This is a genomic window from Bacillus coahuilensis m4-4 (assembly GCF_000171615.1).
Classification (GTDB): Bacteria; Bacillota; Bacilli; order Bacillales; family Bacillaceae_K; genus Bacillus_T; species Bacillus_T coahuilensis.
This window is the reverse complement of record NZ_ABFU01000052.3, coordinates 19,753-41,773: the sequence shown is the minus strand read 5'-3', so window position 1 is coordinate 41,773 and position 22,021 is coordinate 19,753. Positions and strand designations below refer to the sequence as shown.

Annotated in this window: 16 protein-coding genes and 8 pseudogenes; 16 read left to right on the top strand and 8 right to left on the bottom strand. The window is 37.4% G+C overall.

Annotated elements, in window-relative coordinates; genetic code table 11:
• Nucleotide 1 precedes the first annotated feature (1 nt).
• The 4 pseudogenes from M44_RS23260 (at nucleotide 2) to M44_RS23245 (ending at nucleotide 6,056) form a co-directional block, all read left to right on the top strand.
• A pseudogene (locus M44_RS23260) lies at nucleotides 2-1,149 on the top strand (glucose-1-phosphate adenylyltransferase).
• A gap of 30 nt (nucleotides 1,150-1,179) precedes the next feature.
• Nucleotides 1,180-2,207 (top strand): annotated as a pseudogene (locus tag M44_RS23255) (GlgC family sugar phosphate nucleotidyltransferase).
• Nucleotides 2,204-3,654: pseudogene (gene glgA / locus M44_RS23250) on the top strand (glycogen synthase GlgA). Before M44_RS23255 ends, glgA begins: the two co-directional pseudogenes overlap by 4 nt.
• Nucleotides 3,644-6,056 (top strand): annotated as a pseudogene (locus M44_RS23245) (glycogen/starch/alpha-glucan phosphorylase). Before glgA ends, M44_RS23245 begins: the two co-directional pseudogenes overlap by 11 nt.
• 52 nt (nucleotides 6,057-6,108) lie before the next feature.
• On the opposite strand, the gene M44_RS13550 reads toward M44_RS23245, so the two are convergent.
• Nucleotides 6,109-6,864 (bottom strand): TraR/DksA C4-type zinc finger protein, encoded by a 756-nt coding sequence (locus M44_RS13550; protein WP_010174449.1) that lies wholly within the window; start codon nucleotides 6,862-6,864, stop codon nucleotides 6,109-6,111.
• 152 nt (nucleotides 6,865-7,016) lie between these two features.
• On the bottom strand, nucleotides 7,017-7,937 hold the full coding sequence (locus M44_RS13545) for a 1,4-dihydroxy-2-naphthoate polyprenyltransferase (protein WP_010174448.1): 921 nt from the start codon (nucleotides 7,935-7,937) through the stop codon (nucleotides 7,017-7,019).
• Between the two features lie 312 nt (nucleotides 7,938-8,249).
• Between M44_RS13545 and M44_RS23240 the strand changes: the two genes are divergently transcribed.
• The 7 genes and pseudogenes from M44_RS23240 to menC all read left to right on the top strand — a co-directional run bounded on the left by M44_RS23240 (nucleotide 8,250) and on the right by menC (nucleotide 15,660).
• The gene (locus M44_RS23240) at nucleotides 8,250-9,656 is read left to right on the top strand and encodes an isochorismate synthase (RefSeq protein ID WP_010174447.1); all 1,407 of its coding nucleotides are present in this window, start codon (nucleotides 8,250-8,252) and stop codon (nucleotides 9,654-9,656) included.
• Nucleotides 9,653-11,395 (top strand): 2-succinyl-5-enolpyruvyl-6-hydroxy-3-cyclohexene-1-carboxylic-acid synthase, encoded by a 1,743-nt coding sequence (gene menD, locus M44_RS13535; RefSeq protein WP_010174446.1) that lies wholly within the window; start codon nucleotides 9,653-9,655, stop codon nucleotides 11,393-11,395. The genes M44_RS23240 and menD overlap by 4 nt, the downstream gene beginning before the upstream one ends.
• On the top strand, nucleotides 11,385-12,194 hold the full coding sequence (menH, locus tag M44_RS13530; protein WP_010174445.1) for a 2-succinyl-6-hydroxy-2,4-cyclohexadiene-1-carboxylate synthase: 810 nt from the start codon (nucleotides 11,385-11,387) through the stop codon (nucleotides 12,192-12,194). Before menD ends, menH begins: the two co-directional genes overlap by 11 nt.
• 12 nt (nucleotides 12,195-12,206) lie before the next feature.
• On the top strand, nucleotides 12,207-13,025 hold the full coding sequence (menB, locus tag M44_RS13525; RefSeq protein ID WP_010174444.1) for a 1,4-dihydroxy-2-naphthoyl-CoA synthase: 819 nt from the start codon (nucleotides 12,207-12,209) through the stop codon (nucleotides 13,023-13,025).
• A 68-nt stretch (nucleotides 13,026-13,093) separates the two neighbouring features.
• Nucleotides 13,094-14,564, top strand: a pseudogene (locus M44_RS23235) (o-succinylbenzoate--CoA ligase).
• Nucleotides 14,554-14,854: pseudogene (locus M44_RS28325) on the top strand (o-succinylbenzoate synthase); the annotation flags it as partial. The pseudogenes M44_RS23235 and M44_RS28325, both read left to right, overlap by 11 nt.
• Nucleotides 14,846-15,660: pseudogene (menC, locus tag M44_RS28320) on the top strand (o-succinylbenzoate synthase). The pseudogenes M44_RS28325 and menC, both read left to right, overlap by 9 nt.
• 49 nt (nucleotides 15,661-15,709) lie before the next feature.
• Here the strand turns inward: menC and M44_RS26345 are convergent.
• The 4 genes and pseudogenes from M44_RS26345 to yidD form a co-directional block, all read right to left on the bottom strand.
• On the bottom strand, nucleotides 15,710-15,862 hold the full coding sequence (locus M44_RS26345) for a DUF1540 domain-containing protein (protein ID WP_010174443.1): 153 nt from the start codon (nucleotides 15,860-15,862) through the stop codon (nucleotides 15,710-15,712).
• Nucleotides 15,863-15,918: 56 nt separating this feature from the next.
• Nucleotides 15,919-16,957, bottom strand: a pseudogene (locus tag M44_RS23225) (cytochrome d ubiquinol oxidase subunit II).
• Between the two features lie 15 nt (nucleotides 16,958-16,972).
• The gene (locus M44_RS13500; protein ID WP_010174442.1) at nucleotides 16,973-18,328 is read right to left on the bottom strand and encodes a cytochrome ubiquinol oxidase subunit I; all 1,356 of its coding nucleotides are present in this window, start codon (nucleotides 18,326-18,328) and stop codon (nucleotides 16,973-16,975) included.
• Between the two features lie 123 nt (nucleotides 18,329-18,451).
• Nucleotides 18,452-18,685, bottom strand: a complete 234-nt coding sequence (yidD, locus tag M44_RS13495; RefSeq protein WP_010174440.1) for a membrane protein insertion efficiency factor YidD — start codon at nucleotides 18,683-18,685, stop codon at nucleotides 18,452-18,454.
• Between the two features lie 137 nt (nucleotides 18,686-18,822).
• Here yidD and M44_RS13490 point away from each other — a divergent pair, with 137 nt between their 5' ends.
• Nucleotides 18,823-19,296 (top strand): S-ribosylhomocysteine lyase, encoded by a 474-nt coding sequence (locus M44_RS13490; RefSeq protein ID WP_010174438.1) that lies wholly within the window; start codon nucleotides 18,823-18,825, stop codon nucleotides 19,294-19,296.
• On the opposite strand, the gene ytzI is transcribed toward M44_RS13490, so the two are convergent.
• On the bottom strand, nucleotides 19,264-19,482 hold the full coding sequence (gene ytzI / locus M44_RS23220; RefSeq protein WP_010174437.1) for a YtzI protein: 219 nt from the start codon (nucleotides 19,480-19,482) through the stop codon (nucleotides 19,264-19,266). The genes M44_RS13490 and ytzI overlap by 33 nt on opposite strands.
• Nucleotides 19,483-19,602: 120 nt before the next feature.
• On the opposite strand from ytzI, the gene M44_RS13480 reads away from it, so the two are divergent.
• Nucleotides 19,603-20,049 (top strand): Dps family protein, encoded by a 447-nt coding sequence (locus tag M44_RS13480; RefSeq protein WP_010174435.1) that lies wholly within the window; start codon nucleotides 19,603-19,605, stop codon nucleotides 20,047-20,049.
• Between the two features lie 231 nt (nucleotides 20,050-20,280).
• Here the strand turns inward: M44_RS13480 and M44_RS13475 are convergent, their stop codons facing one another.
• Nucleotides 20,281-20,529 (bottom strand): DUF6154 family protein, encoded by a 249-nt coding sequence (locus tag M44_RS13475; protein WP_010174434.1) that lies wholly within the window; start codon nucleotides 20,527-20,529, stop codon nucleotides 20,281-20,283.
• Between the two features lie 186 nt (nucleotides 20,530-20,715).
• Here M44_RS13475 and M44_RS13470 point away from each other — a divergent pair, with 186 nt between their 5' ends.
• From M44_RS13470 to M44_RS23215, 3 genes are all read left to right on the top strand, one after another.
• Nucleotides 20,716-21,132, top strand: coding sequence for a phage holin family protein (locus M44_RS13470; protein ID WP_040365449.1), 417 nt, complete (start codon nucleotides 20,716-20,718; stop codon nucleotides 21,130-21,132).
• Nucleotides 21,133-21,179: 47 nt separating this feature from the next.
• The gene (locus tag M44_RS13465; RefSeq protein WP_010174432.1) at nucleotides 21,180-21,488 is read left to right on the top strand and encodes a hypothetical protein; all 309 of its coding nucleotides are present in this window, start codon (nucleotides 21,180-21,182) and stop codon (nucleotides 21,486-21,488) included.
• A 118-nt stretch (nucleotides 21,489-21,606) separates the two neighbouring features.
• Complete coding sequence (locus M44_RS23215; protein ID WP_010174431.1) at nucleotides 21,607-21,948, top strand: NUDIX domain-containing protein; 342 nt, start codon at nucleotides 21,607-21,609, stop codon at nucleotides 21,946-21,948.
• Nucleotides 21,949-22,021: the final 73 nt, after the last annotated feature.

Sequence of the window (22,021 nt, the reverse complement as noted above, 5' to 3'; positions counted from 1 at the left end):
TATGAGTAATGTGAGTTGTGTTGCGATGTTATTAGCAGGTGGAAAAGGAAGCCGATTAAGTTCTTTAACAAAAAGTTTAGCAAAACCAGCTGTCCCTTTTGGAGGGAAATATAGAATTATTGACTTTCCTTTAAGTAATTGCACAAATTCTGGGATTGATACGGTTGGAGTACTAACACAATATCAACCATTAGTCTTGAATTCTTATATAGGTATAGGTAGCGCGTGGGATTTAGATCGCAGACATGGAGGTGTAACAGTTCTTCCTCCATATAGTGAATCCTCTCAAGTTAGGTGGTATTCCGGTACAGCGAGTGCAATCTATCAAAATTTTAATTATATCGAGCAATATGAACCAGAACATGTGTTAATTCTTTCTGGTGACCATATTTATAAAATGGACTACCGTGAAATGTTAAATGATCATATTCAAAACAAAGCAGATGTCACCATTTCGGTTATTGAAGTACCGTGGTCTGAAGCTAGTAGATTTGGAATTATGAACACAAACGAGGATTATAGAGTGTTAGAATTTGAAGAAAGCCTGCTCATCCTAAAAATAATTTGGCATCAATGGGCGTGTATGTGTTTAATTGGAAAGTCTTAAAAGAGTACTTAGAGATGGATGAACGTAATCCAGCCTCTAGCCATGACTTTGGAAAAGATATTATACCTTTGTTGCTTGACGAGGGGAAAAAATTAATGGCTCATTCTTTTAAAGGATATTGGAAAGATGTAGGAACCATTAAGAGCTTATGGGAAGCCAATATGGATCTACTGCAGGAAGATAATGAATTAAATTTATATGATCGCGATTGGAGAATCTATTCCGTCAATCCAAATCAACCTCCTCAATTTATTTCAGATGATGCCATCATTAAGGACTCACTCATTAATGAAGGATGTGTTGTTGAAGGGACCGTAGATCATTCTGTTCTATTTCATGGAGTAACCATAGGGCGAGATGCTATAGTTAAAAACTCAGTTATTATGCCAGGTGCTGTAATTGGTGAGAGGGCTTTTATCGAAAATTGCATCGTTTCCAATGATGTAGTAGTTCCAATTAATGCGTTTGTTCGTCCTATCGAGGATAACGAGGAAATTATTTTAGTGACCGATGACTATTTACGTTCTCGAGAAGAAGTATAATCCATTACATCAACGAAAGGTGGAAGTATTATGTATAAATCCATGTTAGGTATTATTGATGCAACAACATATTATTCATCCATGCAAGATTTATTGCTCCATCGCTCACTTGCAGCAGTACCAGTTGGAGGCAGATATCGTTTTATTGATTTTATTTTATCTAGTATGGTGAATTCAGGCATAGATAGTGTGGCTATTTTCCAAAATACCAATATCGATCATTAATGGATCATTTAGGTTCAGGTAAGAATTGGGACTTGAACCGTAAAAGAGATGGACTTTTCTTTTTACCTTCTCCAGAGAATGAAGTGACCATTGAAGGAACTGGAAACTTTCATCATTTTGCTCATCATCTAGATTTTTTCTATCGAAGTAAACAAGAATATGCAGTCATTAGTGACTGCGACATTGTATGCAATATGGATTTAAAACCTATATTAGATCGTCATATTGAGAACAATGTAGATATCACAGAAGTAACAAAAAAAGGAGAATCATTAAATATATTCATCATCTCGACCTCTTTACTCATTGAGTTGATTGAAACTAGACTTCAAACAGGTTATTCATCCATTAATGAAGTAGTCCTAGATCTTCATCATGATTACGCACTTGCTCAATATGAATATTCCAATTACGCATATAAAGTTTCGAGTATTAGAGAGTATATGGATGTAAATATGAGTTTGTTAGATCCTAGTATATGGAAGCAACTATTTCTACCACAATCTCCAATATTTACGAAAGTAAAAGATGAACCGCCTACTCATTATGGAAAAGATACCATTGTTAAAAATTCAATGGTCGCAAATGGATGCACCATTAAAGGGAACATAGAAAGTAGCGTGATTTTTCGATCTGTGAGAGTGGGAGAGAACTCAACGATTAAGAATTGCATTATTATGCAAAAGGTTCAAATTGGTGAAAACTGTGTATTAGAGCATGTAATTTTAGATAAAGATGTAAAGGTAGAGGATAATGTTAAATTAATTGGAACGCAAGATAACCCGATTGTAATCAGAAAAGGGGTCATTCAAGGAGAGTTGATGAATTCGTGAAAGTATTATTCGTTGTATCAGAAAGTGTACCATTTGCAAAATCAGGAGGTTTAGGAGACGTCGCAGGGGCATTGCCAAAGGAAATTATTAAGTTAGGTACAGATATTCGCGTCATGATGCCTAAATACGGAATTATTTCTGAGCATGTTCGGTCTCAAATGTCGAAAGTAGTAGAGTATGAAGTTCAAGTAGGCTGGAGAAAGCAATACTGTGGAATTGAAGTATGTAATCATGAGGGTGTCCTCTATTATTTTGTTGATAATATTTATTATTTCAACCGCGATTCCATGTATGGACATTACGATGATGGTGAGCGCTTTGCTTTCTTTACAAGAGCGGTTTTAGAAAGCTTTCCACATTTGGATTTTTATCCTGATTTAGTTCATTGTCATGATTGGCATACGGCTATGGTTCCATTCTTATTACGGACGGAATATATCCATAAACCAAACTATCATTTTATAAAAAGCTTGTTTACAATCCATAACCTTCATTTTCAAGGTATCTTTCCTAAACAAGTGCTTTCCGAATTATTAATGGTGCCCCAGTGGTTTTATACCCACGAACACTTAGAGTTCTACGGAAATATGAATTTCATGAAAGGTGCGCTATTAGCCTCAGACTATATTACGACAGTGAGTCCTACGTATCGTAATGAAATCATGCACCCTTACTTTGGTGAAAATTAGAAGGTGTTTTATCCACTAGAAAGAGCGATATTGTCGGAATCTTAAACGGAATTGATGAGGACGTATACAATCCTGCAATTGATGAGAATATTCACCCTTATTCTCCATCTAAACTGGCAGGTAAAACTGAAAATAAAAGAAAATTACAGGAAGAAATAGGACTTGAAGTCAATTTGGAACGTCCTATTATTTCGATGGTTACTAGGCTAACAAAGCAAAAAGGTTTAGAACTTATCCAACATGTATTAGAAGAGCTTCTTTGGACGGAGGATTTCCAGTTTGTTCTGTTAGGCACAGGTGAATATGAATTTGAGAATTTCTTTAGACATGTTTCTTATAAATATGGGAATCGAGTAAGTGCAACAATAGGATTTGATGAGGCATTTGCTCATCGTATTTATGCTGGTTCTGATATCTTTTTAATGCCTTCAAAGTTTGAGCCTTGTGGATTAGGGCAAATGATTGCTATGAAGTATGGAACAGTTCCAGTAGTTAGAGAGACGGGAGGATTAAACGATACTGTGTTTTCGTATGATGAGTTAACAGGGGATGGAAATGGATTTACCTTCAAGAATTTTAATGCTCATGATATGATGCACACCGTCAAGAGAGCCTTGGCTTATTACCCGCAAAAGGAAGTATGGGATAAGCTAATTTATCGTGGAATGGTGAAAGATTTTAGTTGGGCTCAGTCTGCCTACCGGTATAATCAACTCTATGAAGAGTTAAGATCTAGGAGTGAAACTCATGTTTTCTGATAAAAATGAATTTAAAGAGTCGTTCCTTAAAAGAATCGAGATGAGTCTAGGAAAAGCCTTTCCAGATTCCACGAAACGAGATCAATTTCATATTTTAGGAAACATGATTAGGGAGCATATTAGCACCAACTGGATTCAAACGAATGAACACTATAGATTGAATCAAAAAAGCAGGTGTATTATTTATCCATAGAGTTCTTGTTAGGCCGTCTTTTAGGTCAAAATTTATTAAATTTAGGTATTTACGATATTGTCCAAGAGGGTCTTCATGACCTTGGTATATCGCTCCATGACTTAGAAGAAGTAGAATCGGATGCTGGTCTAGGAAACGGGGGATTAGGGAGACTAGCTGCATGTTTCATGGATTCATTAGCATCATTAGATCTTCCAGGTCATGGATATGGAATTCGCTACAAGCACGGATTATTTGAGCAACGAATTGTAGATGGGTTTCAGGTCGAGCTTCCAGAGCAGTGGTTACGACACGGCCATGTATGGGAGGTAAGAAAGCCAGATTTAACCGTAGAGGTGCCATTTTGGGGAAGAGTTGAAACGATTAAAGGGAAAGATGGAAGTTAATCTTTGAGCACAGAGATGCAGAATATGTAAGTGCTGTACCTTATGATCTACCTGTTGTAGGATATCAAAACACAACAGTCAATACACTAAGACTTTGGAGCGCTGAGCCTTCTAGGTACCAACCTAATCGTGACATGATGAGATATAAGAGGGATACAGAAGCAATATCAGAATTTTTGTACCCAGATGATACGCATGATGAAGGGAAAATTTTACGTCTAAAGCAACAATATTTCTTAGTTTCAGCAAGTGTTAAAACCATTCTTCGCCAATTTTCTTCGAGACAATCCAATATCGAGGACTTACCAGAACATGTTGCTATTCATATTAACGATACACATCCGGTTTTAGCAATTCCAGAGTTAATGAGAATCCTTTTAGATGAATACGGATTAGACTGGGATAAGGCATGGCGGGTAACGACAAAGACGTTCTGTTATACCAATCATACAACGTTATCAGAAGCGCTGGAAAAATGGTCAGTCCGAATTTTTCAACCGCTACTACCGAGAATTTATGGTATTGTTCATGAAATTAACGAGCGATATTGTCAACAATTGTGGGAAAAGTATCCTGGCGAGTGGGATAGAATAAAGCATATGGCCATTATAAGTTATGATGAAGTGAAAATGGCACATCTTGCTATTGCAGGTAGTTACAGTGTCAATGGTGTAGCTAAACTTCATACTGAAATATTAAAAACAAGAGAAATGAACATGTTCTACAATTTCTCTCCTGAAAAGTTTAATAATAAAACCAATGGAATCACTCACCGTAGATGGTTATTAAAATCAAATCCTGAGTTAACTCAGCTACTAGTTCATACGATAGGCGATTCATTTATTAAAGATCCCGAACAGTTGATGGAACTAGAAAGATATTCAAATGACTCTGTTCTTCAAGAAGACATGAAAAAAGTAAAACAAAATAAAAAAAGAAGCAATTGGCTGCCAGGATATTGGATCAAAATGGACTATCTGTTGATACAGAATCTATTTTTGATGTGCAAGTAAAGAGACTCCATGCCTATAAAAGACAGTTGCTAAATGTGCTACATATCATGTATTTGTATAATCGTATTAAGGAAGATTCTTCTTTTACTATGCATCCTCAAACATTTATTTTTGGTGCGAAAGCATCTCCAGGATATTACTATGCGAAAAAAATCATCAAATTAATACATTCCGTTGCGAATAAAGTGAATCATGATCCCAAAACAAAAGATTTAATTAAAGTGGTATTTTTAGAGAATTATAGAGTATCTCTAGCTGAAGAAATTATACCAGCTGCAAATGTGAGTGAACAAATATCAACTGCTAGTAAAGAAGCTTCCGGCACTGGGAATATGAAGTTTATGATGAACGGAGCCCTTACTATTGGAACACTAGACGGTGCAAACGTCGAAATGGCTGAAAGAGTTGGCCAAGAAAATATGTTCATTTTTGGTCTTAGATCAGAACAAGTGCTAGATTACTATTCTTATGGTGGGTATGTAGCTAGTGAGTATTATCATCATGACGAACGTATTCGCCAGGTGGTTAATCAGTTGGTTAATGGATTTTTCTCAGATAATGACGAACCATTCGATTTGATCTATGATTCTCTTTTAACAGAAAACGATTATTATTTTGTTTTGCGAGATTTCTCAGCGTATGTAGACGCCCATGAAAAAATTAATGCTACGTATAAGCATCCAAAAAGAATGGCTAAGAAAAAGCATACTAAATATTGCGCACTCTGGTTATTTCTCAAGTGACAGAACTATAGCAGAATATGCTAAAGATATTTGGGGAATTGAGCAATATTCATTGATTAGGAAATAAGGTTAAAAGAAAAGGGAATCCGAATTAAACGGATTCCCTTTTCCTTTAAACATTACTCTTTATCATCATCAACATAAGAATCTCGGTAGTGATAGGGTACATCACCGAAAGGTGCTTCTGTCCCTTGATCGTCTAATTGTTTTTCGTATTCTTCATGCTTTCTTGACGGCATAACTTTTCGATCTTTCCCCTCAATATCAGTAGCTGTAAAAGTTTCGTAGTTCTCCGTGAAGCCTTCACGGTCGAAATCTCCATCTTGGTACAGATGTTCATAGCTATTGTAATCTCCATTGAAATCAGAAGGTGTTTCAGACGTTCCGAATCTACCGACTTCTTGGAAGCTATCTTGATAATCTCTTGTTTCATCCTGTCTTCTTTTCGTATACGTATTGTCATGGGGAGGTTCTAATACTTCTTCTTCCACAGGTCGGTATTCATTCATACTTTGATCAGGTGTATGGTCAACACAATAAAGAGTGTAAGGAACAATCTCTAAGCGTTCATACGGAATGTCTTGATGACACACAATACATTGACCATAAGTTCCTTCATCCATAGCTTTTAACGCTTTATTAACTTTTTCCAACTCTTCTTCAGCATGTTCATCAATGGCTAAATCCTTCTCACGTTCAAATAATTCCGTGCCCATATCAGCTGGGTGATTATCATATAAGGATAGTTCTCCTACACTGTCTCTTTCACTATCTTGATTTAAAGGACCCTCATCTAAGTGTAACTGCTGTACAAATTGTTCACGTTGTTGTAAAAGTTCTTTACGTAATTGATCTGTTTGATTTTTTGTAATCATCCTATACACTTCCTTTATGGTAACAGCTATTGAGTTTAGTATGGCTGTTTATACTTGTGTTTTATCCGTAATCAGTAGAACTAAAACATGGATATTAACAAGGAGGTTTTATGTACAAAAAAAGCACCCTCAGAAAGAGTGCTTATCATCCATTAAGATAGTATAAAAAATTGCAATAATAACCCGATTCCTAATAAGAAACCAAAAAACGTATTCGTCTTAGCAGTAGCTTGCATAGCAGGCATCATTTCAATCGGCCTTGTTTTACCAATAAAGCCCTTTGTTGCTTGAATGGCTTTAGGGATACTTAAAAATGATATAAGTGCAAAAAAGCTAATATAATCTGTGACAATTAATCCAATCACCCATGCATACGAGACGATAAATAATGTAGCTAAAAAGTAGACCGCTCTTTTTCTGCCAAGTAAGATGGCAATGGTCTTTCTTCCGTTTTCTTTATCTCCATCAAGGTCGCGGATATTGTTGGCAAGTAGGATAGCCCCTACTAATAATCCAATCGGAAAGCTTACAATCCATGCAATAGGCTCAACAGTTAAGGTTTGAATGAAGAAGGAAATGATGATAATTAGCATTCCCATAAAAAATCCTGCCGTTATTTCACCAAATGGTGTGTAGGCTATGGGTACTGGTCCACCCGTATAAAAATAACCTGCAGCCATAGAGACAATCCCTATAACAGCTAACCACCATGATGTGAGCATGCAAATATAAATGCCAAGCAATAGAGCTATGGCGAAGAAAGAAAATCCTAAATATAAAACTGTTTTTGGTTTTACACCATTCCGTACGATGGCTCCACCAATCCCAACGGATTCCTTTGAATCTAATCCCCTTACATAATCAAAGTATTCGTTGAACATATTGGTTGCTGCTTGAATAAGCAAACTTGCCACTAACATTGCCGAAAATAGTCCCCAATGTAGCTCAGTATATGATAGGGCAAGTACGGTTCCTAGGAAGACAGGAACAAACGCTGCTGTTAGTGTATGAGGTCGAGTTAATTGCCACCAAATACGCCAACCTTTATCTCCTTTAATTGCTTGATACTCCACTATATTTTGCTCCCCTTTTAGAGAAATTGTCTACAAGCTTGTCATTTTTAATCTCTATTGTAATTGTCAAGCCCGAACTTCTGTACAGAAACAGTTTAGGGAAAGGAAGGTAGAGTGTCAACCTTAACTTTTTCCCATGGTTTAGGAACATAAATACCAATATTTAAAGCCGGTTTCCTTCAAAGGAAAACGGGGATATTATATAATAAGAATAAACATCGATTTAACGCTTGATTTCATTGACACCTTATACTGACAGGTGTATCTTTAAATAAGCAAAAATGGTCTTTTTTTGGCTTTGGGGGGATAGCATTGACAACCACGTATGAAACAATTGTACACGACTTATTTTCCAAAACGTTATCTCGTGTGCATTTGACCAAAAAACCACAAATCTTTAGTTATGTTCGGAAGTTAAAACAAATAGATCCCCATCTATTTTATAAGAATGGTTCTAAAATCTTTCAAGGTGAACGGTTCTTTTGGAAGGATAGCAATAGTAGCACATATTTAGTAGGTCTTGGAGCAGCATATACCATTCGTACGGATGAAAAGGAAACGCGCTTTGAAGAAATTGACACTCAGTGGAAGCGCTTAACAGAAGAGATTGTTTTGTATAATCCATACGAAAATATTATTGGAACTGGTCCACTTTTGTTAGGTGGGTTTGCTTATGATCATTTAAATGAACCGGAAGAAGAATGGTCCCATTTTTCAAAAGGATTATTCCAATTACCGACGTTTATGTTAAGTAAGGTGGATGATGAGTATTTCTTAACGATAAACTTATTTGTGTCTCCGTTACTAGATGAGAACGAATTAAGAAGATTAGATGAAATGAGTCTCACATTGTTAGAAGGTGAGAACAAGGAAGTCACGGCTCCAACCATTTATAAGGCAACGGAGAAGGACGGAGAACGATGGAAACAGTTAATTGCAGATTTAGTAGACGAAATGAATGAGGACAGTACATTTAAGAAAGTAGTTATGGCGAGAAAAATGAAATTGATGTATGATCAACCATTTCCTTCTGATGTTGCGATTGAACGACTGTTAGAGCGGCAGTATGACAGCTTTGTGTTTAGTCTTGAAGCATTAAACAGTTGCTTCTTAGGGGCTACTCCTGAGCGTTTAGTGAAGAAAAAAGGAGATCAAGTATATTCTACATGCCTTGCAGGTTCCATCGGAAGAGGGCACTCTTTATCCTATGATAACGAGCTTGGGGAAGAACTTCTGCACGATAAGAAAAATCAAGAAGAGCATCAGTTAGTGGTGGATGTAATTGCTTCTACGATGTCAAGCTTCTGTAGAGATGTATCCATTCCGTCCTCCCCAAAATTATTGAAAATGAAAGATATACAACACTTATTTACTCCCGTGACTGGTACATTAGACGGTGACTATTCGTTAATTCATATGGTTGAAAAGTTTCATCCTACTCCGGCATTAGGCGGAGTTCCACGTGAGCGAGCAATGAATGCTATTCGTGATAAGGAAGAAATGGACAGAGGATTTTATGCAGCACCAATCGGTTGGATTGATTACAATGGAAATGGTGATTTTGCTGTTGCTATCCGGTCAGGATTATTGTATCAAAATGAAGCATATTTATATTCAGGTTGCGGAGTGTTAAAGGATTCCACTCCAGAATCTGAATATGAAGAAACAAGTATTAAATTTAGACCAATGCTAAGAGCATTAGGGGGAATGAAAGAATGACAGAGCATCAACGAGATTTAACCCACTATACTGCGGCGTTCATTGATGAGCTAGCAGTGTGTGGTATACGTCATGCTGTTGTTAGCCCAGGTTCTCGCTCCACCCCCTTAGCGTTAACGATTGCTGAGCATCCTCTTATTCACATGACTGTCCATGTAGATGAGAGGTCTGCTGGCTTTTTTGCGTTAGGGATTGCAAAACGATTACGTGAGCCGGTGGTATTATTATGTTCTTCAGGTACAGCGGGAGCTAATTATTATCCAGCTGTTATTGAAGCTAAATATAGCGGTATACCATTAATCGTACTAACGGCAGACAGACCGCATGAACTTCGTGAAGTAGGTGCGCCTCAAGCCATTGATCAAATTCATTTATACGGTCAACATGTCAAATGGAGCATCGACATGCCCCTTCCTAGTGAATCACTATCTGACTACGCTAGGAGAATGGCGAAGCGAGGAGTTATCTTGACTCAGGAAGCACCGAGTGGTCCCGTTCATTATAATTTTCCGTTTAGAGAACCACTTATTCCTGATTTAACGGAGTCTGCTTCTCTTTTTACAAATGAGGTGAACAGGCCAGTACTATCCAATAAAAGGATTGAACAGGAAGATCTACATATCTATAAGGAAGAACTTCGAGAAAAACAAAAGCTACTCATCATTTGTGGTGAAACACAGCATCCTGATTCTTTGTCTGCTATCAAAGATTTGGGAGAAAAATGTTATGCTCCTATATTAGCTGATCCACTTAGTGGGCTTAGAAGCCAGGATAAAGAGTTTTCTACTATTATTGATAGATATGATAGCTTCCTTAGAAATCCTGCATTACGTGAAAGGTTTAAACCAGATTTGATTATCCGTTTTGGAACGATGCCTGTCTCCAAAGCTTTGCTAACCTATTTAAAAGAGCAAGCATGTCCTATTTGGATTATCAATGATCATGGTGACTGGAAAGATCCGATTCATACTGGAACCCACTATCTTTCTACGTCAATCAAGCACTTTTGTTCAGACGTAGTAGAAAACCACAGCAAGGGTGCAGAATGGCTACATCAATGGAAGTATGTTAATTCTCTAACTCACAATAGAATACAATCCTTTTATAGCGAGCAGAAGCCACGTTTGACAGAAGGGCAAGCAGTTCATGATTTATTGGAACGTCTACCATCTTATTCAACCTTGTTTGTAGGAAATAGTATGCCAATTAGAGATATAGATACGCATTTATCACAAAATAGTAAGGTCTTTACCATACTGGCTAATAGAGGGGCAAATGGAATAGATGGTGTCGTGTCTACTGCCTTAGGAGTTAGCTCTGTTTCTGAAAATACGTACTTACTAATTGGTGATTTGTCATTTCTACACGATTTAGGTGGACTTATTGCGGCTAAATTAAATAAGTTGAACCTTACAGTGATTGTTTTAAATAATAATGGTGGAGGAATCTTTTCTTATCTACCTCAAAAGGCAGATGAAAAACATTTTGAAGCATTATTTGGCACACCAACTGATATAGAGTTTTCAAGTGTTACGGCTTTATTTGGAGCCCAATATGTTCGTGTAAATAGCTGGGGAGAATGGACTCTTGCACTTGAACATATAAGGGACTCCAAAGGGTTGAAAATAATAGAAGTGATGACAAATAGAGAAGAAAATCTTGTTCAGCATCGAAATTTGTGGGAAATTGTTTCCCAGGAAATAAATATGCGTTTGGATGAACTTCAGCATGAAGATTAAATGTAGAGGTATACACTACAATGTAGAGGTAGTAGGCGTTGGGGAGCCGTTGGTTTGTTTGCATGGTTTCACTGGTGATAATAGTACTTGGGATGCTATACTTCCATATTTATCACCTACAATGCAAGTTATTAAAGTAGATTTAATAGGGCATGGTAAAACCGATGTCCCAGAATCTCCCCAACGATATTCTATGATTGAAGTTCTACACGATATAAAAATTATACTGGATCATTTAGAACTTGCAGCAGTCAATATTCTAGGATACTCCATGGGAGGAAGAGTAGCATTAGCCTTTGCACTCAATTATCCCCAATCTGTTAAGACTCTACTATTGGAAAGTGCCTCACCAGGTTTAGAAACGTGGGAGGAACGAAGGAATAGACAAAGACAAGATGATGCATTGGCCAAAAAAATATTGAATGAAGGAATAGTATCGTTTATCAATTTTTGGGAAACTCTTTCTTTATTCTCAGGACTACAAAATCTATCTAGAATAGAAAAAGGTAAGCTAAGAGAACAGAGGTTACGAAATAATCCAATAGGCTTGGCAAATAGTTTAAAAGCTATGGGTACTGGGGTGCAAGAATCCTATTGGGAAAGACTCTCTGAATTAATCAATAACGTAGAATTAATAGTAGGAGAACAGGACGAGAAGTTTGTTATGATTGCAAATAAGATGAAGCAGCGATTGCCCCGTTGCGTTATTCATTCTGTTTCCGATGCAAGTCATACAATACATGTGGAACAACCTGAAAAATTTGGTACAATAGTAAATGGGGCTTTAATTACTACATAAGGAGGAATTACAATGGCAATTGAGTGGGTATCAGAAAGATCTTATGAAGATATTTTATATGAAACACATAAAGGAATTGCAAAAATTACAATTAACCGTCCAGAGGTACGTAACGCTTTCCGTCCAAAAACGGTTATGGAATTGATTGATGCATTTGCCTATGCAAGAGACGATTCTAGTGTTGGAGTGATTGTGCTAGCAGGTGCTGGTGATGAAGCATTCTGTGCTGGTGGTGACCAAAAGGTTCGTGGTCACGGTGGATATGTAGGGGAAGATGAAATTCCTCGCTTGAATGTACTTGACCTACAGCGTTTAATCCGTGTCATTCCTAAACCAGTCATTGCCATGGTATCAGGTTACGCAATTGGTGGTGGGCATGTATTGCATGTGGTGTGTGATTTAACTATCAGTGCAGATAATGCCATTTATGGACAAACTGGACCAAAAGTTGGTAGCTTCGACGCAGGTTATGGTTCTGGGTATTTAGCTCGTATTATTGGTCACAAAAAGGCTCGTGAAATTTGGTTCTTATGCCGTCAATATACTGCACAAGAAGCTTTAGACATGGGGCTTGTTAATACGGTTGTACCTCTTGATCAATTAGAAGAAGAAACCGTTAAATGGTGCTATGAAATGCTAGATAAGAGCCCAACAGCTCTTCGTTTCATCAAAGCAGCAATGAATGCAGACACTGATGGTCTAGCAGGTTTGCAGCAATTTGCTGGTGATGCAACATTATTGTACTATACAACAGAAGAGGCTAAAGAAGGCCGTGATGCATTCAAGGAAAAACGTTCTCCTGATTTCGGTCAGTTCCCTCGTTTTCCTTGATCATTCCATATCGATAAGCTTGATGGATGACCATCAAGCTTTTTTCTTAGGAGAGAGGGAGAATATAAATGAAGATACCAAACTGGATAAAACAACGCGCCTATTTGACCCCTAATCGACCCGCCATTACATATGAAGAACAGACACTCACCTTTTTCGAACTTTATGAAAGGGTTTCCCAAACGGCGGGAAAGCTTGCAAAGCTTGGGGTAAAGCAAGGGGAACATATTGGAGTGTTATCTAAAAATCAGTTAGATTTTGCTATTCTTCTATACGCACTACAGCATATAGGGGCTATCTCCGTTTTAATTAATACAAGGCTCTCTGCTGCAGAAATTAATTTTCAATTAACTGAAGCCAAAATAAATCGAATGATACTAGATCATGCATTTCTACAGTATAGGGATCAGTTAGAGGTTCCAACCGTTTTATTTTCTGAACTAGATCAAACAGAAGAAAATAATCTATTTAAAGAGATGGATTATTTTCAAATGGAAGATGTTTGCTCTATGATGTTTACGTCTGGAACAACGGGTAATCCAAAAGCTGTACAGCAGTCGTATCAAAATCATTGGTGGAGTGCGATTGGCTCTGCACTTAATCTTGGGTTGTCAGAAAAAGATACGTGGATGTGTGCCGTACCTCTCTTTCATATTAGTGGGTATTCCATTCTAATAAAATCCATGGTGTATGGGATGCATGTTCGGTTGTATCATCAATTCAATCCCTCTCAAATTAATCAAGATATAGTAGAAGAAAAAGGTAGTATCCTATCCGTAGTCACCACAATGGCAACTCAACTTCTTGATGAAATAAGAGAGAGCTCTTATCCTTCAAGCTTTCGCTGTATGTTATTAGGAGGAGGGCCAGCTCCATTATCGATACTCGAGGCATGTAAAAGAAAAAAACATTCCTGTATATCATACCTATGGAATGACGGAAACCGCTTCGCAAATTGTTACTCTTGCACCTGAAGATAGTATGCGAAAGCTAGGATCAGCAGGTAAGCCATTATTTCCATGTGAAGTGAAGATAATGAAGGACAATAATCAGGCACTGCCTTTCGAGGAAGGAGAAATCTGTGTAAAGGGTCCAAATGTTACAAAGGGCTATTACTTTCACCCAAAAGCAAACGAAGAAAGCTTTGTAGGAGATTGGTTTTACACAGGTGATATTGGACTAATGGATGAAGAAGGATATTTATATATACTAGATCGTCGCTCGGATTTAATTATCTCAGGTGGAGAAAATATATATCCTGCTGAAATTGAGAATGTGTTAATACAGCATCCAAACATTGAGGATGCGGGAGTAGTTGGCATGAAAAATAATCGATGGGGAGAAGTTCCTGTTGCCTATGTTAAGGCAACCAACATTTCAGAAGCCGAAATTAAACGATGGTGTGCAGATAAACTCGCTCCATATAAGCAACCCAAACAAATAGTGATGACGAAAGATCCATTACCAAGAAATGCTACGAACAAGCTACTCAGACGAGAACTAAAGGGTAGATTGGAGGCAAGTAAGGATGAGGATTGAGCAGGTATCGTTACGTCTTCTTAAAATGAAGCTTAAACAACCATTTGTTACGGCATTAGAAACGGTAAATGAACGGAAAATTATCTTAGTAGAAGTGAAGGCAGAAGGGGAAACAGGATACGGTGAATGTTTAGCCTTTGAAACTCCTTGGTATACAGAAGAAACCATTGAATCGGCCTATACTATACTAAGTTCTCTTTTAATTCCTAGACTTTTGAGATCCACTATCGAACACCCAAGAGATGTACACCAATTGTTTCAATCAATCAAAAGGAAATCAAATGGCAAAGGCTTCAATTGAAATGGCAGTGTGGGACTTGTATGCTAAGCTGCAGAAGCTACCATTATGGAGAGTGATGGGAGGGAGTAAAAAAAGAGTACCATGCGGAGCAGTTATTGCGGCAAGTAACACAGCTGAAGCGCTAGACCAAGCCGAACAATTTTTAAATGAGGGGTATTCACGTATAAAAGTAAAAATTAGTCCCCAAAATGGGTTAGATGTGATTAAGCAAATAAAAGCTCGCTTTCCTTTATTAGATATCCTAGCAGATGCCAACTCATCTTTCACTTTAGATGATATCCCTATACTAAAGGAGTTTGATACACTGGGATTATTAATGATTGAGCAGCCATTAGATGCTTGTGATATTGTTCAACATCGGCACATTCAAGCGATAATGAATACACCTATTTGCCTAGATGAGAGTATATCATCTCTTCTTGATGTAAAGAGTGCATGGGAATTGAACAGCTGTAACGTGATCAATATTAAAATCTCTCGTTTAGGTGGGGTAACAGAAGCAATAAACGTACACGACTATTGTGTTAAAATGGGTTAGAAGTATGGTGTGGTGGAATGATTGAATTTGGTGTGTCGAGAGCATTTAACCTGGCATTATCTACTTTAGATGGATTTACGATTCCAGGTGATATCGTATCTTCCTCTCGTTACTGGGAAGAAGATATTGTCCTACCAGAGATTGTTGTGGAAAATGGTTGGGCGGAAGTAACAGAACAACCGGGTATAGGGTACGAGATCAATTTAAACAGAGTACAAGAGATTACGATTCGAGAGAACGTTTATACACTAGACTAAATGAACCAAAAAACTCGGCAGGGAGTCCTTCCGAGTTTTTTAACGTTGTTTATACAGCTTCAAACGTTTCACAATCAGTTTCTTTAGAATGCTCTGCTTTTTTACCATTCAAAGCTTTTACAATAATTCGCTCAGCGCCACATTGATTTCCTGATTCCCAGTAAAGGCAGTTATTCACTTCGCATCGTACATCTTTTGCCATTGATATTCACTCCTTTTCGGGTCTTACTTGTTTATACCCTGAAAGAAGAAAAATAATCAATGTTTTTTCGTTCTACCCTTTAAGTACCGTTTGTCATTCATGAATAAACTACCAAAAAAAAGAATAAAGCCAGGAAATAGAATGGCAAACCCAAAAATATAGGTAGTAAAAACGGCTTTAAAGGAATTAGGATCCGTAAACCCAGAAGTAATCGTGACCTCTGGATAAATTAGATAGGGTAGATGAGCCTGTCCATACACAAGACTTGCAAGCATATATTGTAAAGTGATAGAAATCATGGATAATCTCGGCATTCCTCTTTGTCCTTTCCGGTCCTTAATGACTAAACCTAATCCTGCTATAAAGAAAAAATAGAAGGGAAAGTAAGAGTAAAGGAAGTTTTTCTATCATACCTTCATAAAGCCATAGCGCTTCATTTTTTAATGTAATCATAATGAGAAAGGCCATGATTAGTGAGATTGGTCCTGTAATGAGTGCATCTCGGCGATACACCTCATAAGCTTCCATATCATCTGACGCCTTAGAATAATCAGCCAGTAGCAAAGAAGATAGAAATAAGGTACTAGCTATACCAAATCCTAAAAAGGCATACTCATTCGGTGAGGTAAAAAGCTCCACAAGCTTAAGTTGTTGATTATTTTCAAAGTCAACAAAGCCTCCATGTGAAACGGGAAGCACACTAATTAAAAATCCAGGAATTAATACGCCAGTAATTCCTGAAATATAGGTTAGGATTTCCCGGTAATCATCTGCTATATGAGAGAACACCATAAAGGCACTTCGAATAGAAAGTAACAAGAGTATGATGGAACCAGGAATTAATAGAACGGTTCCAAATGTGAAAGCAGCACCAGGGAAGAAACTATAAATCGCTACGACAATTGCAACGATAAAGGTGTTCGTCACTTCCCAAGTTGGAGATAAATACCGATTGGCAATATTCGTAGCATTGGTTTTTTTTCGATTAATGTAAACCATAGACCAAAAGCCTGCTCCAAAATCCATGGAGCCCATAAATGCATAGATAAACACAAATCCCCATATGACAGTAACGGCTAACAATGAATCAGTCATTCGAAAGACTCCTTTCTAAGTTGACAATGTTACATCATTTTGTTCGTGGTGCTTACGGATATCTTCTTCAACTGGATTTCTTTTGAAATAGTATAAAAGAACAAGCACAACAGATAACATCAGAATCACATACATGACAGCAAATAAGACGAATAACGTCCCAAAGTTCCCAGATGCGGTAACAGAATCTTCTGTGCTTAGCATTCTGTAGATTGTCCAGGGTTGTCTTCCTGTACAAGCAAATATCCAGCCGAATTCAATCCCGATTAAAGATAGCGGGCCCGATGCGACAAAAGACCACATGAGCCATTTAGGAAACTGTGGCTTTTTAAGTAGCTTGTTCCATACATAGGCAATGAGAGAAAGCATAATAAGTAAAGATCCAATGATAACCATCCCGTTAAATAAGGTGTGAACAAATAATGGTGGCCAATATTCTTCTGGAAAATCATTTAATCCGATAACTTCTGTATCAAAACTGTTCCCTGCTAAAAAACTTAAAGCCCAAGGGATTTCAATCCCCCATTCTACCTCTTGAGTCTCAGGATTTGTGAAGCCTCCTATTGCTAGTGGTGCATGTGTTTGAGTTTCAAATAAGCCTTCAGCAGCTGCCAGTTTTTCCGGTTGATATTCATGTAATAGCTGAGCTGACTCATGGCCATTAATCGATGTGAAAAATGAAAAAATCCCCCCAAGAAGTAAAGACACCATTAATGCTTTTCGGTGGAATGCATATAGCTTTGAACCAAAACCCTCACGTAGCATTTTATAAGCTGCTACAGAAGCAATGACAAAGGCCCCAGTCATATATGCAGAAAGAGCAACATGACCTGCCGTATTGAAAAAGCTAGGATTAAAAAAAGCTTTCCAAGGCTCAACATCGACAATGACACCATTTTCAATACGAAACCCAGCAGGTGTTCCTTCAAACGCGTGGACGTTTGTAATCAATACAGCTGATGCTAAAGCTCCTAAAGATACAAGGGTAACACTAAAAATACGCATAAATGGAGATAGTCTATCATACGCATACACATAGATTGACATAAATAATGCTTCTAAGAAAAACGCATAAATTTCAATTTGAAATGGTAGTGGCATGACTCTCCCGATGACTTCCATAAATCCCGGCCATAATAGAGATAATTGGACACCTGCAATTGTTCCTGTTGGAATGCCCACTCCAAGTAAGACGGCAAAGGCTTTTGTCCATCGTTTGGCCATTACAGCATAATCAGAATCCTTCGTTCGCTGATAAAGAATTTCTGCGACCAACACCATAAGTGGAATACCTACACCTAACGTAGCAAAAATGATATGAACACCCATGGTCATACCAAATAGCGATCGAGCCAGTACTAAATCATCCATATGAATAACCCCTTTTTACGGTCTTTAATATGCTGTTAGTATCATCAATGATTGGGATATTATACAAATAGAAGAAGATTTGGGGAGAAATATAAATGAAACCAACTGCCAAGACAGTTGGTTTTAAGAAGGATTTGATTTTTTCTCTGGAACAGGATCGAATCCTCCTGGATGAAACGGGTGACAACGGCTAATGCGTTTGATTGTAAGCCAACCACCTTTTACTGCCCCATGTTTTTGAATGGCTTCCACACCGTAATGAGAGCAAGTTGGATAAAATCGACAGGATGGAGGTTTTAGAGGAGAAATCACACGTTGATAAATTTTTATGAGGAAAATGAATAGTTTTGATAGCATGTTCGTTCACTCCTTATGAAGAAATAGTACCATGAAATCAACAAAAGTGGTAATATTCTCTTTTCGGATTAAATTGATGAAATTACTCGGAATTTAAGGTACAATAAAAATTAGATTGTAAGAAAGGGAGAGTGACTATGCCTTCAGTAGAAAGCTTTGAATTAGATCATAATGCAGTAAAAGCTCCTTATGTTAGACATTGTGGAGTTCACAAAGTAGGAACAGATGGAATCGTAAATAAATATGATATTCGTTTTTGTCAACCAAATAAACAAGCGATGAAGCCGGATAGCATCCATACACTGGAACATTTATTGGCGTTTAACATTCGTACACATGCAGAAAAGTATGATCACTTTGATATTATTGACATTTCGCCAATGGGGTGTCAGACAGGCTACTATCTAGTGGTTAGTGGTGAACCTACGGTCGACGAAATTATTGACCTACTTGATGCCACAATGAAAGATGCAGTACTGATTGAAGAGATTCCAGCGGCAAATGAAAAACAATGCGGTCAAGCGAAGCTTCACGATTTAGAAGGAGCTAAGAAATTAATGAATTTCTGGTTAACTCAGTCAAAAGAAGACCTTCGTACAGTATTTGGCTAAATGTAAAGGACGTCCTAAGTGGGCGCCCTTTATTTTTTTTCCTTCATCCTGCTTGGAGGAATCATCTGTTGGTGTAGGATCAATCGTGTGCTGATAGGAGTATGCTTTACTAGTGGTTAATGCACTAATTGCAATGACCACAAAGATAATAACAATCGAGATAATTAATACAATAGTGTATGCCATAAAACCAACCTCCATCATGTTCTTTTCTCTAGTGTATCATGAATTTGGTTTTCAATTGGTTTATTTCGATCTACAAGTGGTATAAGAATACAGTAGATAAATAGTAGGGAGGAATAAAATATGTCAGAAAAATTAATGAAACAAGTAAACTTACAAGTAGCAAACTGGACTGTACTCTATACGAAATTACATAATTTCCATTGGTATGTTAAAGGACCACAGTTTTTTACACTGCACGAAAAATTTGAAGAGCTGTATACAGAAGCGGGCGTTCATATCGATGAGCTAGCGGAGCGACTGTTAGCACTTGGTGGTTCTCCTGTCGCAACCATGAAAGAATCATTAGAATGGGCTAGTATTGAAGAAGCCAATGGTTCAGAAACGGCAGAGCAGATGGTTGAGGCACTAGTGAGTGATTTTACGAAACTTATTTCAGAAGTAAAAGAAGGTATGGATCTTGCATCTGAGGTTGATGATGAAACAACAGGTGATATGCTACTAGCTATTCACAAGGGATTAGAGAAACATGTATGGATGCTTCAGTCGTTTTTAGGTAAAAGGGTTTAATTTTGAATAAATAATTTTACTAGACAGAAAATTTTGGTATGATAGAGGGGAAACTTTGTTATCGTTTTCATCTCTTATTACCCGAGTAAGAGTTGAAATAGACCTCCAAACGAAAAAGGCGCTTTTCTTTAGCGCTTTTTTTGTATGAATAAAAAAATTTAGCTCTGTTAAAGAGGGTTGTTTAACAAAGCCAAAAATAAAAAGGAGATGGCTCTTCGGCCATTTCCTTTATTAGTGAAGATGTTTTGCACTATTACGTTCTTCTGCATTCTCTTCATTTAAGATTTTTTCTTTAAGTGTCTCTACTATGTATAGTCTGATGAAATATTCCAATTCTTCTTGCTTCATATCTTCAATTAATTCTATGAGTTCACTTCTGTCAAAGTGTTCTAAAACGGTTAACGTAATCATATCTAAGTCTTCTTCTGTTCCACGAAGTTTGCCTTTATACATCTCGTATAACTCATCCACTAGCTTCACATCTGCTCACCACCTTAGGTTGTTTGAGTATTCATACGCATTTATAAAAAGACTTCTTTATAAATAGTATATACCCTTTTCAAATTTTATTAACCAAATATGCACATTCTTTCAAAAGACCAACAATAATTTAGCAGCTCCCTAGTTCATCAGTAAGAATTCTTTCATATAGTAGAAAGAAAGGAGATGTTGTTATTGCAAACATTTTTTATTGGAATCATCTCTGTCTTGCTATCTGTCTTCATGTTTTTATTTGGAGGATGGTCCTATTTGCTATCAATATTAGTTGCAGCCATGCTTGTAGATTATATTTCAGGTATTATTGCTAGTGGTATTAATGGTGAATTAAGCAGTTCATATGGATTTAAGCGCATAGGAAGAAAAGGCCTTATTTTTGCCGTGATCGCTGTAGCAAACTTTGCCGATCAGTTATCGGGATCTGGTTCTACCATGATCCGAGATGTTGTTATCATATTTTATCTTATAAATGAGCTCATTTCCATCATTGAAAACGCAGGAAGGGCTGGAGTACCCATTCCGCAAGCATTAACAGATAAAATAAAACTCCTAAAAGATAAAACAAATTCTAATGAAAAAGAATAGAAAATCCTATATTGGAGAAAAGAAGAGTAAGAAATTGAGGTGATGCTATGACTGAGAGTAAAAGGACGTACTATGTTGGAATTGCTTCAGGTGAGATTTCTACGTCTTCTACAGATTCTCCGTGGGATTTTCAAATTGAAGCAACCAATGATGAAATAGTGAAGCTTAGAGAAGTATTTGATCAAAATTATTCTACAGACTGGCAAGCTTTTTTCAGGGCACATGTTCCATATTTGCAATATCACTATGACCGACCCAATGATGCCTATGATAAAAACTTGCAGCTCTCTTACAAATTAATACATGAGCTTGGCAATGAAGAGACGAAGGCGCATATTGAAAAATGGGTATTTTAGACTGGAAATATGAAGATGTGGAAGAATAGCCGATTGGCTATTCTTTTCATATGTTCACTTTCTTTTCCTCTTTCATCTTGAATAGTATACTGTATATATTGGAGGGGGGAGGAGCTAGATGAAACAATTTTATGATTTGCAAGGTGAATTAGTAAAATTCTCTACACAGTTCAATCAGTTTTCTTTTCCTCCGCGCGACGTGCTTGTTTTAACGAAATGGGACGAGGATTGGTTATTTACAAAGCACAAAGAACGAGGGGTCGAGTTTCCAGGAGGAAAAATCGAAAGTGGAGAAACAACCGAAGAAGCAGCTCGACGAGAAGTATATGAAGAAACAGGGGCGATTCTTTCACGGTTAATGCCAATTGCAGAGTATCAAGTTGGTCAAGGTGATCGTCCCTTTGTGAAACGAGTATTTTTCGGGGAAGTTGAAAGACTTGAAAAAAGGAGTCTTATTTAGAAACCGAGGGACCTGTTCGATGTTCTGGGAATCTATTAACCCTCATTCAGGACCAGACCTTTAGCCCTTATAT